The sequence below is a fragment of the Polynucleobacter sp. Tro8-14-1 genome (genome assembly GCF_018881655.1).
Taxonomy (GTDB): Bacteria; Pseudomonadota; Gammaproteobacteria; order Burkholderiales; family Burkholderiaceae; genus Polynucleobacter.
Genome location: NZ_JACVPX010000001.1, coordinates 235,484 through 250,005 on the forward strand (window position 1 = coordinate 235,484; position 14,522 = coordinate 250,005).

The 14,522-nt window shown below is 47.0% G+C and carries 14 protein-coding genes; 6 read left to right on the forward strand and 8 right to left on the reverse strand.

What is annotated here, in order from left to right:
* Positions 1–5: 5 nt before the first annotated feature.
* Positions 6–911, reverse strand: a complete 906-nt coding sequence (locus tag ICN34_RS01210; RefSeq protein WP_072582913.1) for an NAD kinase — start codon at positions 909–911, stop codon at positions 6–8.
* A 37-nt stretch (positions 912–948) separates the two neighbouring features.
* On the opposite strand from ICN34_RS01210, the gene hrcA reads away from it, so the two are divergent.
* The 5 genes from hrcA to dnaJ all read left to right on the forward strand — a co-directional run bounded on the left by hrcA (position 949) and on the right by dnaJ (position 7,059).
* The gene (hrcA, locus tag ICN34_RS01215) at positions 949–1,959 is read left to right on the forward strand and encodes a heat-inducible transcriptional repressor HrcA (RefSeq protein ID WP_215358563.1); all 1,011 of its coding nucleotides are present in this window, start codon (positions 949–951) and stop codon (positions 1,957–1,959) included.
* Between the two features lie 51 nt (positions 1,960–2,010).
* Positions 2,011–3,105, forward strand: coding sequence for a ferrochelatase (gene hemH / locus ICN34_RS01220; protein WP_216120385.1), 1,095 nt, complete (start codon positions 2,011–2,013; stop codon positions 3,103–3,105).
* A gap of 66 nt (positions 3,106–3,171) precedes the next feature.
* Positions 3,172–3,720 (forward strand): nucleotide exchange factor GrpE, encoded by a 549-nt coding sequence (gene grpE, locus ICN34_RS01225; protein WP_216120387.1) that lies wholly within the window; start codon positions 3,172–3,174, stop codon positions 3,718–3,720.
* 164 nt (positions 3,721–3,884) lie between these two features.
* Positions 3,885–5,822 carry a molecular chaperone DnaK gene (dnaK, locus tag ICN34_RS01230; protein ID WP_216120389.1) on the forward strand — a complete coding sequence of 646 codons (1,938 nt, stop codon included), beginning with the start codon at positions 3,885–3,887 and terminating at the stop codon, positions 5,820–5,822.
* A 100-nt stretch (positions 5,823–5,922) separates the two neighbouring features.
* On the forward strand, positions 5,923–7,059 hold the full coding sequence (gene dnaJ / locus ICN34_RS01235) for a molecular chaperone DnaJ (RefSeq protein ID WP_216120391.1): 1,137 nt from the start codon (positions 5,923–5,925) through the stop codon (positions 7,057–7,059).
* Between the two features lie 26 nt (positions 7,060–7,085).
* On the opposite strand, the gene panB is transcribed toward dnaJ, so the two are convergent.
* From panB to ICN34_RS01265, 6 genes are read right to left on the reverse strand one after another with little or no spacing between them, the layout of a single operon-like run.
* The gene (panB, locus tag ICN34_RS01240; RefSeq protein ID WP_216120393.1) at positions 7,086–7,904 is read right to left on the reverse strand and encodes a 3-methyl-2-oxobutanoate hydroxymethyltransferase; all 819 of its coding nucleotides are present in this window, start codon (positions 7,902–7,904) and stop codon (positions 7,086–7,088) included.
* 17 nt (positions 7,905–7,921) lie between these two features.
* Complete coding sequence (folK, locus tag ICN34_RS01245; RefSeq protein ID WP_072582820.1) at positions 7,922–8,449, reverse strand: 2-amino-4-hydroxy-6-hydroxymethyldihydropteridine diphosphokinase; 528 nt, start codon at positions 8,447–8,449, stop codon at positions 7,922–7,924.
* A 52-nt stretch (positions 8,450–8,501) separates the two neighbouring features.
* A complete protein-coding gene (gene pcnB / locus ICN34_RS01250) occupies positions 8,502–9,902 on the reverse strand; it encodes a polynucleotide adenylyltransferase PcnB (RefSeq protein WP_072582821.1) in 1,401 nt (466 codons plus the stop codon).
* Entirely contained in the window at positions 9,899–10,579 is a 681-nt protein-coding gene (locus tag ICN34_RS01255) for an HAD family phosphatase (RefSeq protein WP_072582822.1), read from the reverse strand. The genes pcnB and ICN34_RS01255 overlap by 4 nt, the downstream gene beginning before the upstream one ends.
* A gap of 18 nt (positions 10,580–10,597) precedes the next feature.
* Entirely contained in the window at positions 10,598–11,353 is a 756-nt protein-coding gene (gene hda / locus ICN34_RS01260; RefSeq protein ID WP_072582823.1) for a DnaA regulatory inactivator Hda, read from the reverse strand.
* 11 nt (positions 11,354–11,364) lie between these two features.
* Entirely contained in the window at positions 11,365–12,354 is a 990-nt protein-coding gene (locus ICN34_RS01265; protein WP_216120394.1) for an AI-2E family transporter, read from the reverse strand.
* Between the two features lie 72 nt (positions 12,355–12,426).
* On the opposite strand from ICN34_RS01265, the gene purM reads away from it, so the two are divergent.
* Entirely contained in the window at positions 12,427–13,479 is a 1,053-nt protein-coding gene (gene purM, locus ICN34_RS01270; protein ID WP_072582825.1) for a phosphoribosylformylglycinamidine cyclo-ligase, read from the forward strand.
* Positions 13,480–13,490: 11 nt separating this feature from the next.
* Here the strand turns inward: purM and miaA are convergent, their stop codons facing one another.
* A complete protein-coding gene (gene miaA / locus ICN34_RS01275) occupies positions 13,491–14,498 on the reverse strand; it encodes a tRNA (adenosine(37)-N6)-dimethylallyltransferase MiaA (protein ID WP_216120396.1) in 1,008 nt (335 codons plus the stop codon).
* Positions 14,499–14,522 lie beyond the last annotated feature (24 nt).

Genomic DNA, 14,522 nt, shown 5'->3' on the forward strand with positions numbered 1-14,522 from the left:
CGACATCAGAAAGTCGATGGGTATTCATTCCAGTGCAATTTCTCACGCAAAGTCTTGTAGTCACTGTGATTGCTGGGGTGTAATAGATCAATAGTTTTATCAGACTGACGCACTTCAATCTTGTCACCGCTTTGTAAATTCGTTTGTGATTGCATGTCGAAATTGACAATCACTTCAAGTCCATTGACCACCTCAATCACCGTGACACTATCCTCCGGCAAAACAATTGGCCGATTAGAAAGTGAGTGTGGCGCAATCGGGACAAGCAATATACCTGCCACATGCGGATGCAAAATAGGTCCGCCTGCAGAGAGTGCATAAGCGGTTGAGCCGGTAGGGGTCGATACGATCAAGCCATCAGATCGTTGGTTATACATAAATGAGCCATTGACGTGAACAGCCAACTCAACCATTCCTGAAATGCCAGAGCGATTCACGACAACATCATTAAGTGCTAATGCGCGATTAATTTCTTTGCCATTACGAAGCACTACAGCATCGAGCAATGTGCGTGTATCGGCTTCGTATTCCCCGGAAATAATTTTGGGTAGCGTAGTCTGAACCGACTGAATTGGAATATCAGTCATATAACCAAGGCGACCCATATTGATTCCAACGAGCGGAACATTGCTGCCTGCCAATTGACGTGCAATGCCCAGCATGGTGCCATCGCCCCCCAAAACAACAACAAGGTCAATTGCTCCAGCAAAGTCTTTCGCAGTTTTTGTGGGGTAGGTGTTCAAACCAAGGTGAGTGGCTGTCTCAGACTCAATAAAGACCTCACAACCCAATCCTGAGACTACTTTGGCTAGGTCTTTTAGGTGCTCCTCAATGCCATCAGCATGAAATTTGCCGACAAGCGCAACCCGGCTAAATGCCTTTTTGCTGGAATTTGGGGATGGGCTTAACATATAACGATTAAACCATAGGCATAAAATCCCTTCCACCATGGATGAACGTTCCCGCGCCTTACTAAAAACTCTCATCGAGCGCTATATCGAGGAGGGTCAGCCTATTGGCTCGCGCACACTGTCTAGATTCTCGGGTTTGGACCTCTCCGCAGCCACTATACGTAACGTGATGGCGGATTTAGAGGAGATGGGGCTTGTTACCAGCCCCCATACTTCAGCTGGCCGCATTCCAACCCCCCGGGGTTATCGCCTGTTTGTGGACACCATGGTGACGGTGCGCCCATTGGAGGCGATGGCTGCTAGAGAGGTTGAAAAAGGCCTTCTACCGGATTCTCCTCAAAGGGTCCTGAACTCGGCGGCGCAGATTTTGTCCAACTTGACCCATTTTGCTGGTGTTGTCATGACGCCCAAACGAGCCCAGGTTTTTAAACATATTGAGTTCTTGCGCTTGGGCGAAGGCAAGATATTGCTCATCATGGTTACGCCAGAGGGCGATGTACAAAATCGTATATTGCCAACCACTCAGGATTACACGCCAAGTCAACTCATTGAGGCGGGTAACTTTATCAACGCCCAGTTTGCTGGAAAAAGTTTTGATCAAGTGCGTATGCATCTGAAATCCGACTTAGATAATTTGCGTACAGATATTGCTGGGTTAATGGCTTTGGCCTTGCAAACCGGTGTTGCTGATTACGACATGGGGCGGGGCGACATGGTTTTGTCTGGTGAGCGTCGCTTATTGAATGTTGGAGATTTAAGTTCCAACCTCGATAAATTACGCAAGATGTTTGATATGTTGGAACAAAAATCGGTACTTATGCAATTGCTCGACGTATCAAGTCATGCGGACGGTATTCAAATATTTATTGGCGGTGAAAGTGATTTATTGCCTTATGAGGACCTCGCTGTAATCAGCGCCCCATATAGTGTAGACGGTCAAATAGTGGGAACGCTTGGGGTGATTGGGCCAACACGGATGGCATATGACCGAGTGATTCCGATTGTGGATATCACCTCAAAATTACTATCGGGCGCCTTAAGCTCCTGAGTCCAAGTCTAACTTTTTATATTTAAAACTCATTACCAGAGACAGAACATCTTGAATCCGAATCCGCATCTACGTGCTTCCAAAACCGCAGTATTGCTTTTGAACTTGGGGACACCATCCGCTCCAACATCTAAAGCGGTACGTGCCTATTTAAAAGAATTTCTTTCGGATCCACGCGTAGTAGAAATTCCGCGCATTATTTGGTGGTGCATTTTGAATGGCATTATTTTGCCAATTCGTAGTGGTGCTTCTGCGAAAAAATATGCCTCTATTTGGTTGCCAAAGTTAGGTTCTCCCTTAATGCACTACTCACGCTTGCAGGCGAAAGAATTGGGCGAGAAATTTGCCAATGAGGGTCATGCAGTTTTAGTGGATTTGGCAATGCGCTATGGCCAGCCCTCTACACAGGTCGTCCTAGAGGGCCTGAAGGCACAAGGTATGGAACGTTTATTGTTATTGCCTTTATACCCTCAATACTCCGCCACAACCACGGCGTCTAGCTTTGATGAAGTCTTTCGTGTTTTAGGTACTTGGCGCGATCAACCTGAGCTGCGTTCAGTAAAGCACTATCACGACAACCCTGCTTATATTGCCGCATTGCGTGATCAAGTGTTATCGAGCTGGGATAAAGATGGCCGTCCAGATTTTGCAAAAGGCGATCGTTTTGTAATGTCTTTCCATGGTTTGCCAAAGCGTAGTTTAATGAAGGGTGACCCCTATCATTGCGAGTGTCTGAAAACAGGTCGCTTGCTGGGCGAGTCTCTGGGTTTAGAGCCTGGACAATATATTGTGACCTTCCAGTCCCGCTTTGGTAAGGCGGAATGGTTAAAGCCCTATACAGCTCCAACAATTGAAAAGTTAGCCAAAGAAGGTTGCCAGCGCATCGATATTTTTTGCCCTGGATTTCCGGCCGATTGCTTGGAGACCTTAGAAGAGATCGCCATGGAAGCCCGCGAAATCTTCCTAGAGCATGGCGGTAAAGACTATCGCTATATTCCCTGTCTAAACAGCAGCCCCAAGTGGATAGAGGCTCTGAGCGATATTGCTCATCATCATCTGCAAGGCTGGTCTTTAGGCGTGGAGTCTGACGCTGAATTAGCGAAGCGTAATGAAAGGGCTGAGCTGGCTGAAAGAATGAAGTCTTGAAATTGCAACAATCAGCCCCATATTGCAAAGTAATAGCCATCTTTATAGAAAAGTAAAATAGCGCCCATGACACAAGAAAACCAAAACCCATCCCCAGAGCAAGAGAATTCTTCTGCAGAACCACTCAATGAGGCTGCAGCAGAAACTCCGCCTGTAAAAACGCCTGAACAGGAAATTGCAGAACTCAATCAAAAGATTGGTGAGCTGCAAGATAACTTCTTGCGCGCTAAGGCGGAAGGAGAAAATATTCGTCGCCGTGCCGTGGAAGATATTGCGAAGGCGCATAAATTTGCGATTGAAAGTTTTGCAGAGCATTTGGTACCCGTGACGGACAGTCTTTACGCTGCATTGAGTACCGATGCTGGTGATGCCAAAGCTTTTAAAGAAGGCTTGGAAATCACCCTTAAGCAGCTACTGTCTGCCTTTGAAAAAGGCCGTATGACAGAAATTAACCCTGCGGTTGGGGATAAGTTTGACCCGCACCACCATCAGGCTATTGCTTCCGTGCCTTCCGAGCAAGAGTCCAACACAGTGGTTTCTGTATTGCAGCGGGGTTATACCGTGGCTGATAGGGTTTTAAGACCTGCTTTGGTGACGGTCAGCGCTCCAAAATAAGCTAAAAAGGGGCTAAAACCCTAAAAAGTCATAAAAAAGGTAGAAAAAGGCAGATTTCTGCCTTTTTTGCTCTTTGTCCCCTTGAAATCCCTTTTTTAGACCCCACTTACTGGGTATCGAAATATTTATCAGTACAACAAACAATTTAATTTTTTGGAGCAATTATGGGAAAGATTATCGGAATCGACTTAGGAACCACGAATTCATGCGTTTCAGTCGTTGAAAACAATGCACCTAAAGTTGTCGAGAGCGCTGAAGGCGGTCGCACAACTCCATCCATCATCGCTTACGTTGAAGATGGCGAAGTCTTGGTTGGTGCGCCTGCAAAGCGTCAGTCAGTAACCAATCCTAAAAATACTATCTACGCAGTGAAGCGCTTGATGGGCCGTAAATTTACAGATCCTGAAGTGCAAAAAGACATCAGCTTGATGCCTTATTCAATTATTGCTGCTGATAACGGCGATGCTTGGGTTCAAGCACGCGATAAGAAAATGGCGCCACAACAAGTGTCCGCTGAAATCTTGCGCAAGATGAAGAAAACTGCCGAAGATTACCTTGGCGAAGAGGTGACAGAGGCCGTGATTACTGTTCCTGCTTACTTTAACGATAGCCAGCGCCAAGCAACTAAGGATGCTGGCCGTATCGCTGGTTTAGATGTGAAGCGCATCATCAATGAGCCTACCGCTGCTGCATTAGCGTTTGGCTTGGATAAACAAGACAAAGTGGATCGCAAGATTGCTGTGTATGACTTGGGTGGCGGTACATTCGACGTATCCATCATTGAGATTGCTAACGTTGACGGTGAGAAGCAGTTTGAAGTTCTCTCTACCAACGGCGATACATTCTTAGGTGGTGAAGACTTTGACCAACGCATCATTGATTGGATCATTGCTGAGTTCAAAAAAGAGCAAGGCGTTGACTTGAGCAAAGACGTATTGGCGTTGCAGCGTTTGAAAGATGCTGCTGAAAAAGCCAAGATCGAATTGTCATCTGCACAACAAACTGAAATTAATTTGCCATATGTAACGGCTGACGCTAGCGGTCCTAAGCATTTGAACTTGAAGTTGACCCGCGCTAAGTTGGAGTCTTTGGTTGAAGAGTTGATTAGCCGTACAGCTGGCCCTTGTTTAACTGCGATTAAAGATGCTGGCGTAAACGTAGCGGACATCGACGACGTCATCTTGGTTGGCGGTCAAACCCGTATGCCTGCGGTTCAAGACAAAGTAAAAGAAATCTTTGGTAAAGAACCACGCAAAGACGTGAACCCAGATGAAGCCGTTGCTGTTGGCGCTGCAATTCAGGGTTCTGTATTGTCTGGCGATCGTAAGGACGTATTGCTCTTGGACGTTACCCCATTGTCATTGGGTATAGAAACTCTTGGTGGCGTCATGACCAAGATGATTCCTAAGAACACCACGATCCCTACCAAGCATTCACAGGTTTACTCAACTGCGGAAGATAACCAGCCTGCTGTAACCATTAAGTGCTTCCAAGGTGAGCGCGAGATGGCTGCTGCAAACAAGTTGCTAGGGGAATTTAACCTTGAAGGTATTGCTCCTGCGCAACGCGGTATGCCACAGATTGAAGTAACTTTTGACATCGATGCTAACGGTATTTTGCATGTAACAGCAAAAGACAAGACCACTGGTAAAGAGAACAAGATCACCATCAAGGCAAACTCTGGTTTGACTGAAGAAGAAATTCAACGCATGGTGAAGGATGCTGAAGCCAATGCTGCTGAAGATAAGAAAGCGCTTGAGTTGGTAACTGCTCGCAATACTGCAGATGCCTTGGCTCACTCAACCAAGAAGGCTTTGGAAGAGCATGGTGCTAGCTTAGAGGCTTCCGAAAAAGAAGCGATTGAAGCGGCCTTGAAAGACTTAGACGAAGCCATTAAAGGTAGCGACAAGGAAGCCATTGAAGCTAAAACAGAAGCTTTGGGTAAAGCAAGTCAGAAGCTGGGCGAAAAAGTCATGGCGGCTGAACAAGCTAAAGCTGGCGGTGCCGCACCTGGTGCAGCTCCTGGTGGTGCAGCCCCTGGCGCTGCCCCTGATGCGGATGTTGTTGACGCTGACTTTAAAGAGGTTGATGACAAGAAGTAATTCTGCAATTGGACATTCATTAACGTAGTTTTGATGTACTTAAATAACAAGTCGGCCTCGTGCCGACTTGTGTCATTCAGGTTGTTGAGAGGAATAGGCTGTGCCTAAAAGTAAACGCGATTTTTATGAAGTGCTTGGTGTAGCAAAAGGTGCCAGTGACGATGAGCTAAAAAAGGCTTATCGCAAGATGGCGATGAAACATCACCCTGATCGCAATCCCGATAGCAAAACGGCTGAAGCCCAATTTAAAGAAGTTAAAGAAGCTTACGAAACCTTAACCGACCCCAATAAGCGCGCGGCTTACGACCAATATGGTCATGCTGGCGTCGACCCATCTATGGGTGGCGGATTTGGCGGTGGCGGTTTCGGGGGCGGTGGATTTTCTGATGCGTTTGGGGATATCTTTGGTGATATCTTCGGTCAAGGCGGCGGCCGTCACTCTGGCCCTCAAGTTTATAAAGGCGCAGATTTACGCTACAACATGGACATTACGCTTGAGCAAGCGGCTGAAGGCTATACAACCCAAATTCGTGTACCTAGCTGGAGTAATTGCAAGCCTTGTCATGGTACCGGCGCAGAGCCTGGATCTAAGGCTGAGACTTGCACAACCTGTAATGGTCATGGTCAAGTGCGTGTGCAGCAAGGCTTCTTCTCCATGCAGCAAACTTGCCCTAAGTGCCGTGGCACTGGCGAGTACATTCCTAAGCCATGTAAAACTTGCCACGGCAGTGGAAAACACAAAGAACAAAAAACACTTGAGATCAAAATACCGGCAGGCATTGATGATGGAATGCGTGTCCGCTCAGTGGGTAACGGTGAACCAGGTGTCAATGGTGGACCATCCGGCGATCTTTATGTAGAGGTGCGTGTTAAGCCGCATAAAGTCTTTGAGCGTGATGGTAGTGATTTGCATGTACAAATGCCAATCTCTTTTGCGACAGCTACTATCGGTGGTGAAATCGAAGTGCCAACACTCTCTGGTCGCGTGGAGTTTCCAATCCCTGAGGGAACTCAGACGGGTAAGACTTTCCGCTTGCGAAATAAAGGCATCAAAGGATTGCGCTCAACCATGGTGGGCGATCTCTTTGTCCACGTTCTGGTAGAAACTCCGATTAAGCTTACTGAAGAGCAAAAGAAATTACTACAGCAGTTTGACGACAGTCTGAAATCTGCTGGCGACAAACACAGCCCTCAACAAAAGGGTTGGTTTGATGGTGTAAAGAGTTTCTTTAGCTAGTAACTAATTGGCAGCCAAGCTGCCAATTAGCCAGCAAAGCCATGCTCGGGTCCGGGGAATTTCCCGGACTTCACTTCGCGCACATAAGTCTTGATGGCGGCTTCAACGGAGTGATGGCCATCCATAAAGTTTTTGACAAACTTCGGCGGCTTACCGGGGCTGATGCCCAACATATCCTGCAGAACCAATACTTGACCAGAGCAATCTGGACCAGCACCAATTCCGATAGTGGGAATATGAAGTTCGGCAGTAATCTTTTCGCCCAATGAAGAGGGAATTGCTTCCAACACTACCATTTGGGCTCCAGCTTCTTGGCAGGCAAGTGCTTGCTCAAGCATGACGCTTGCAGCATCTTTAGATTTGCCCTGCACTTTGTAGCCGCCCAAGACATGAACTGATTGAGGTAGTAATCCTAAGTGAGCGCAAACAGGAACACTGCGCTTAACTAAATGACTAATGACATCAATCTGCCAGTCGCCACCGCCTTCAAGCTTAACCATATCTGCACCAGCACGCATTAATTGAGCAGAGGATTCGAGAGCCTGCACTGGATCTCCGTAGCTTGCAAATGGGAGGTCAGCGATGAGAAATGCATGGGTATTAGCACGAGCTACACATTCGGTGTGATACGCCATTTGTTCAATGGTCACTGGCGTAGTGCTGGAGTGTCCTTGAATCACATTCCCAAGAGAGTCGCCAATCAAGATCGTTTCAACAGCGCAGCGATTGAGAAGCGCTGACATAGTTGAGTCGTATGCCGTGAGCATGGCAATTTTTTCACCCTCAGCATGCATTGCGAGGAGCTTAGTAATTGTGATTGGCTTGTCGCCTTGTAAGTAACCCATGGCGAGAGTTTAATGAATTAATGCGCCGTTTGGCTATAAACGTCTTTTTCCCCGCAATTACAGTTCCTGCAGGGGAGTTTTTCAATTCTTTGGTGTGCCACGTTGGGTAGGTAGGCCTTGAGTTCGCCCCAGTTAGGCAAAAAGATATCGGGAGCGATTTCCAGCAGGGGTAGGAGTACAAATGAGCGCTCGATAATTCTAGGATGCGGCAACATCAATTCTGTTTCGCTTTGAGTAACCCCTTCAAACGAAAGGATGTCTAGGTCAAGAGTCCGGGGGGCATTTGCATATGGGCGCTCACGACCAAATTCTTGTTCAATGGTTTGGCAAACATGTAAAAGGCCGTAGGGGCTTAACTCGGTTTCGACTTCAATGACGGCATTAATGTAGTCGCCGCCTGTAGCTTCAACAGGCGCGCTTTGATAAAAACAGCTTTTTGCCAAGATTTGAAGTTCGGACCGCAATGCCAAGCAAACAATGGCATCAGTAATAAGCTGACGCGTGTCGCCGATGTTGCCGCCAAATCCGATATATGCCCGTGCCATAGGTTTCCAAACTAGAGATGAAACTACTTTACTGAAATTTCTCTAAGTCTGCTTAGCTTGCTGCACTCTCTGGGGGCACTGCCGCTTTTGGCTTTCTTCGACGCCGTCTTTTGGCAGGACTTGGACTGCTACCAGATTCATTTTTGACGCCAGCCATCAGCTTATCTTGCCCTGTGACGTCGGTTGCAATGAAGTCTGTCCACCACTGCCCGATTGCTGGGTTTAATTCCTCGGTGGCGCAGCGGAGCAACATAAAGTCATAACCCGCTCTAAAACGTGGGGATTCGATGAGGCGATAAGGGTATCGCCCCACGCGTCTCTCAAAGCGGGGTTGCATAGACCAAATTTCGCGCATATCGCTTTCGAAGCGTCGTTGAATCGTCATGCCGCTACTTTGAGTGGCAATCGTGTCGTCCATCGCATCATGCAAGGCAGGAATATTAGCCATTCCTTTAGCGGAGTTGGCCTTCCAATTCTTTAGTAGATCAGGCCAGAGTAGGGTGGCAAATAAAAATCCAGCAGAAACGCTTTTACCGGATTGAATGCGTTCGTCAGTATTGGCCAAAGCCAGCTTTACAAAATCATTGGCCCCCTTGGAGTCTGCGCCTGTATCCAGAATGTGGTCTAAGAGCGGGAGAAGACCATGATGCAATCCAGCATCTTTGAGCCCTTGGATTGCTGCCCAAGAGTAGCCGGACATCAAGAGCTTCAAAATTTCATCAAAGAGCCTCGCAGAGGGGACGTCGTTTAATAATTTGCCTAGCTTTGCGATGGGCGCGCGTGTAGCACCATCTAATTCAAAGCCAGTCTTTGCTGCGAAGCGTACTGCCCTGAGCATGCGAACAGGATCTTCGCGATAGCGCTTTGCTGGATCGCCAATCATGCGCAAAGTTTTCTTTTGCATATCTGCCATGCCGCCGTGATAGTCCAAAACAGTTTCGGACGAAGGGTCGTAATACATTGCGTTGATTGTGAAATCGCGTCTTGCAGCATCCTCACCTTGCGAGCCCCAGACGTTATCGCGCAGGATCCGGCCGCTCTCAGCTACGTGATCTCCAGCGTTATCTAATAGGGCCCTGAAGGTGGATACCTCAATGATTTCAGGATGGCCTTTGCCAAAAAAAGTCACGTGCACAATTTGAAAGCGGCGACCAATTAGGCGCGCTTTGCGAAAGAGTCTTTGCACTTGATCTGGTGTTGCATTGGTTGCCACGTCAAAATCTTTTGGACTGATACCTAGAGCAAGATCTCTAACAGCGCCACCGACAATAAATGCCTCAAATCCTGCCTGCTGCAATGTGTGCGTTACCTTGACTGCATTCTTAGAAAGCAAATGCGGATCAATTCGATGTGCTTTTTTAGGGATGCGCTTTGGGGCGCCAGTATTGTTGGCCTGCGTATGTTTGACCATCGGGTCACGCCGCAAAATACGTTTAATAAATTTAGTGATCATGCAAACAATTCAAGAATGGGCCAGTTGCGCTGCTTAGCTTCGTTGCGAAGACGATCATCTGGATTGGTGGCAACAGGATGACTTACTTTTTCGAGTAAAGGAAGATCGTTCATCGAGTCAGAATAAAAATAACTATAAGGTAAAGCATCTAGAGACAGTTTTTGCGATGCTAACCAGTCGTGTAGATTTTGAATCTTACCTTCGCGGAAATTGGGAATGCCTTTGACTTCCCCAGTGTAGTTACCTAATGGATGGTTGTCTGCGGTGGCTGGCTCTGTGGCAATCAGGTGCTCAATGCCAAAGCTTTCAACAATAGGGCGTGTCACAAAGCTGTTGGTGGCAGTAATCACGCAGCAAAGATCACCAGCATCTTGGTGACGTTTTACTAGATCGATTGCTTGTTGTCGGAGTTGGCCATTAATAACTTCTTTCATAAACGCGTCGTGCCACTCTTTGAGTTGCGCGCGTGAATGTTCTGAGAGTGGCTTAAGAGCAAAACGCAGAAACTCATGAATATCCAGATTGCCTTCTTTATAGTCTTGATAAAAGCGCTCGTTTTGTCGTGCATAGTATTCGCTGTCTACAACACCAATGCGAGCCAAAAATTGACCCCATTCGTAATCGCTATCGCAAGGCAAAAGGGTGTGGTCTAAATCGAAAAGGGCTAGCTGAGTCACGAATTGATATTTAATAAATTATTTGGGCTGCAAGAGCTCGCGAACAAGGGGTAAGGTTACAGCACGTTTTGTTTCAAGGGAGTAAGCGTCTAAAGCATCCATCAATGCCATCAAGCTGGGCATATCGCGATAAAAGCGACTTAACAGCCAGGGCAACACATCGGGGGATAAAACAAGCCCTCGCTCTTTGGCCGCTTCCTCTAGTGCTTGTATTTTCTCATCATCATCCAAAAGCTGCGTTTGAAAGATTAAGCCCCAGCCCAGACGGGTTCGCAGGTCTTCTCGAAGCTTGAGATTGGCTGGAGCAGCGTTTCCGGCCATAAAAATATGAATCGCTTTGCTTCCTTGAACGCCATTCAGGATCCGAAATAAGGAGCCAACAAGACGATCATCTAGCTGGTCAACATCATCAACGGTGATGACTGAAGGGGTATCACTTTCAGTCATTGCATTCATCTTTTCTTCTAAGCGAACCCAAGCAGTAGGTTCGAGTGGAGAGAGGGCAATGTGTAACAGGCCAGCATGCTTCGCCGCATTTTCAATGGCATTTAGTAGATGAGTACGACCTGAACCCTCTGGCCCCCACCAATAAATCCAGCGCTGATTGAGCGGGTTATCAGAGCTTTGAGGGCTGACCTTGCCCCAAGATTTTTCAATATTTTGCAGAGCAGAAATTAAGGCAAGATCTTTCCCGGGAAGATAGTTTTCTAAACTAGCTATGGGTGAGTGACTAATGTCTAGCGCAAATTGTTTTGGAAGCGAGGGTGTATTCATTGCTACCAAACTTATTTTTGATACCAAGAGCTTTGCGTATAAATAGACCATAAGTACTGGACTAAGACTAAGCTGACCGCACTAATTGGTAGGGCGAGTAATACACCAAAGAAGCCAAATAGCTTGCCAAAGAAAAGCAACGCAAACAAGACGGCAACGGGATGCAGGCCAATGCGCTCGCCCACTAGGCGTGGCGTCAAGAAGAAGCCTTCTAAGAATTGCCCAATTCCATAGATGACTAGTACACCGATGATTTCTGAGCCCGGACCAAATTGAAGAAGGGCCGAAACTATAGCAAGCGTGAATCCTAGTGCAATGCCGATATAAGGAATCACAATCATTAAGGCGGTAAAAATACCCAAAGCAACCGCACCTTTGATGCCAATCAAAGTCAAGCTAATGCTATAGAAAGCGGACATGATGGAGACAACGATTACCATGCCATTGAGATACTGCGAGAGCAGTCCATCGGTATGCATTGCAAGATGATGTACGGTTTCTTGGGCGCGCTTGGGTACTAAATTTTTGACGTACTGAAAAAATTGATTCCAATCAATCAATAAATAAAACATCACAAATAGAATTAATACGGAATTTACAAAGCCAGTGATAACCGAGCTGCCCGACATCAGTACGGTGTCTATCGTGGTACTCATTAGTGAGTCGGCATTGTCGCTAATATGCTCTGAAATTTTTTGCGATGCTGTGTTTTTTAAAGTACCCCAATCAACATCAATATGAAATTCAGCTAATTTAGGACCCAGCCATGCCTGTGTATTTGAGATCCATCCTGGGAGCTGGGCTTTGATTAGGGGAATTTCTGTTTTGAGGAGGCCTATAAAGAGGCTCAATATCGCCGTTACTGCAGCCAACCCTAAGATGACAGTGAGTCCTGCAGCCAGGGATGAGGGAATGCGTCTTCTTTCCAGCCATAGAAAAGCAGGCCTCAGGATGTAGGCAAGGATGAATGCAGCCAGAAAAGGGGTAAAAATTTCAGCCATGACGAGTAATCCTCTAGAATTCAATGATTCTACTGACCTAGTAGCATTTTTTACTAATATTCCAGCGCTGACATGACCTCATCTACTAATTCTTCCTCAAAAGGCCTTTCCTACCGTGACGCTGGTGTCGATATTGATGCTGGAGATGCCCTGGTTGACCGCATTAAGCCGCTTGCCAAGAAAACCATGCGCGAGGGTGTTTTGGCCGGAATTGGCGGCTTTGGGGCCCTTTTTGAGGTACCTAAGCGCTATAAGGAGCCAGTATTAGTATCCGGTACGGATGGTGTTGGTACTAAGCTAAGGCTGGCTTTTGAGTGGAATCGTCATGAAACCATTGGTCAAGACTTGGTAGCCATGAGTGTGAATGACATCCTGGTTCAGGGTGCTGAGCCCCTTTTCTTCTTGGACTACTTTGCATGCGGCAAGTTGACTGTGGATACCGCAGCAACGGTTGTTGGTGGCATTGCCAAGGGTTGTGAATTATCTGGTTGCGCATTAATCGGTGGTGAGACCGCAGAAATGCCGGGCATGTACCCACCAGGCGAATATGACTTAGCCGGATTTGCCGTGGGCGCAGTTGAAAAATCCAAAATCATTACTGGCGCAACGATTGTTCCGGGTGATGCGGTATTAGCAGTTGGCTCTAGTGGCGCACATTCAAATGGCTACTCATTGGTCCGTAAGATTATTGAGCGTGCTGGTGCAAAGCCTACTGATGATTTGGGCGGTCGTCCATTGGGTGATGTGGTGATGGCGCCAACAGAAATTTACGTAAAGCCACTGCTCAAATTGATTTCTGAAATCAATGTAAAAGGAATGGCGCATATCACGGGTGGTGGTTTGGTTGATAACGTGCCACGCGTGCTCCCAGAAAACACTCAAGCAGTTTTGCATCGCGATAGCTGGCAAATGCCAGACCTCTTCCGTTGGTTGCAAATGAAGGGTGGCGTTGCTGATGCAGAAATGGTGCGCGTATTTAACTGCGGCATCGGTATGGTTGTGATTGTTGCGCCTGATCAAGTGGATACAGCAATCAAATCATTAACTGCGCAAGGTCTCAAGGCTTGGACAGTTGGTGAAGTGGTTGAGCGTCCAAAAGATGCGCCACAAACCATCGTTATCTAAACGATCTACCTTTATTTTTGGATGAGATTGCTTTTGCAATAATCTAGCGCCGCCTTCAACTCTTCGGGGTTGAAGGGGTCAAATGTGCTTCTTCCATCTATTGCACGCAGCCATGTAAGTTGACGCTTACCAAGTTGGCGCGTCGCTGCCAATGCTTTGTAACGCATTTCTTCAGCGTCAATTTCACCATTGAGAAACTCCCAGGCTTGGCGATAACCAACCGAACGTATCGCTGGAAGATTTGCATGCAATCTAGTATTGGTACGAAGAGTTTTGACTTCATCCATAAATCCAGCGGCAAGCATTTCATCAAAACGCTTTTCTAAGTTCAGATGCAATCGCTTACGATCACTTGGTTCAAGTGAAATTAACTTAATCCATGGTGGAATCGCTGAACCTTCTCTGCCATCTTCACTGGGTGAGTCAGCCAGCAATAGAGACATGGGTTTGCAGGTAATTTCATAAACCTCTAGAGCACGTTGCACTCGTTGGGAATCGTTTGGCTTTAAGCGCGCTGCAGTTTTGGGATCAACCTTGGCAAGCTTGTCGTGCATTGCTGGCCAGCCAATGGCTTTACCCTCTTCATCCAAACGAGCACGAATTTCTGGATTTGCTGGAGGGAGCGAGGAGAGGCCATGCGCCCATGCCCGCCAATACAACATCGTTCCGCCAACCACCACTGGAATATTGCCTCGCGCACGAATCTCGGTGCAAAGTCGTTTTGCATCATTAGCAAAACGTGCCGCTGAATACACTTCAGTCGGATCAATGATGTCAATCAGATGATGAATAACCGCAGCTTGCTCTGACTTAGTTGGTTTGGCGCTGCCAATATCTAAACCCCGATAGACTAAAGCGGAATCCATGCTGATAAGTTCAATCGTTAAGCCAATGGATTTCGCATGCTCAGCCAAAGACATGGCGAGATGGGTTTTGCCTGCGCCAGTAGGCCCAACAATACAAAGCGTTGAGACTTCATTTGGAGCATGCATAGGCTGAATGTAGGGTTCAGTTTGCATACCTGATTATAAGAGCCTGTTAAT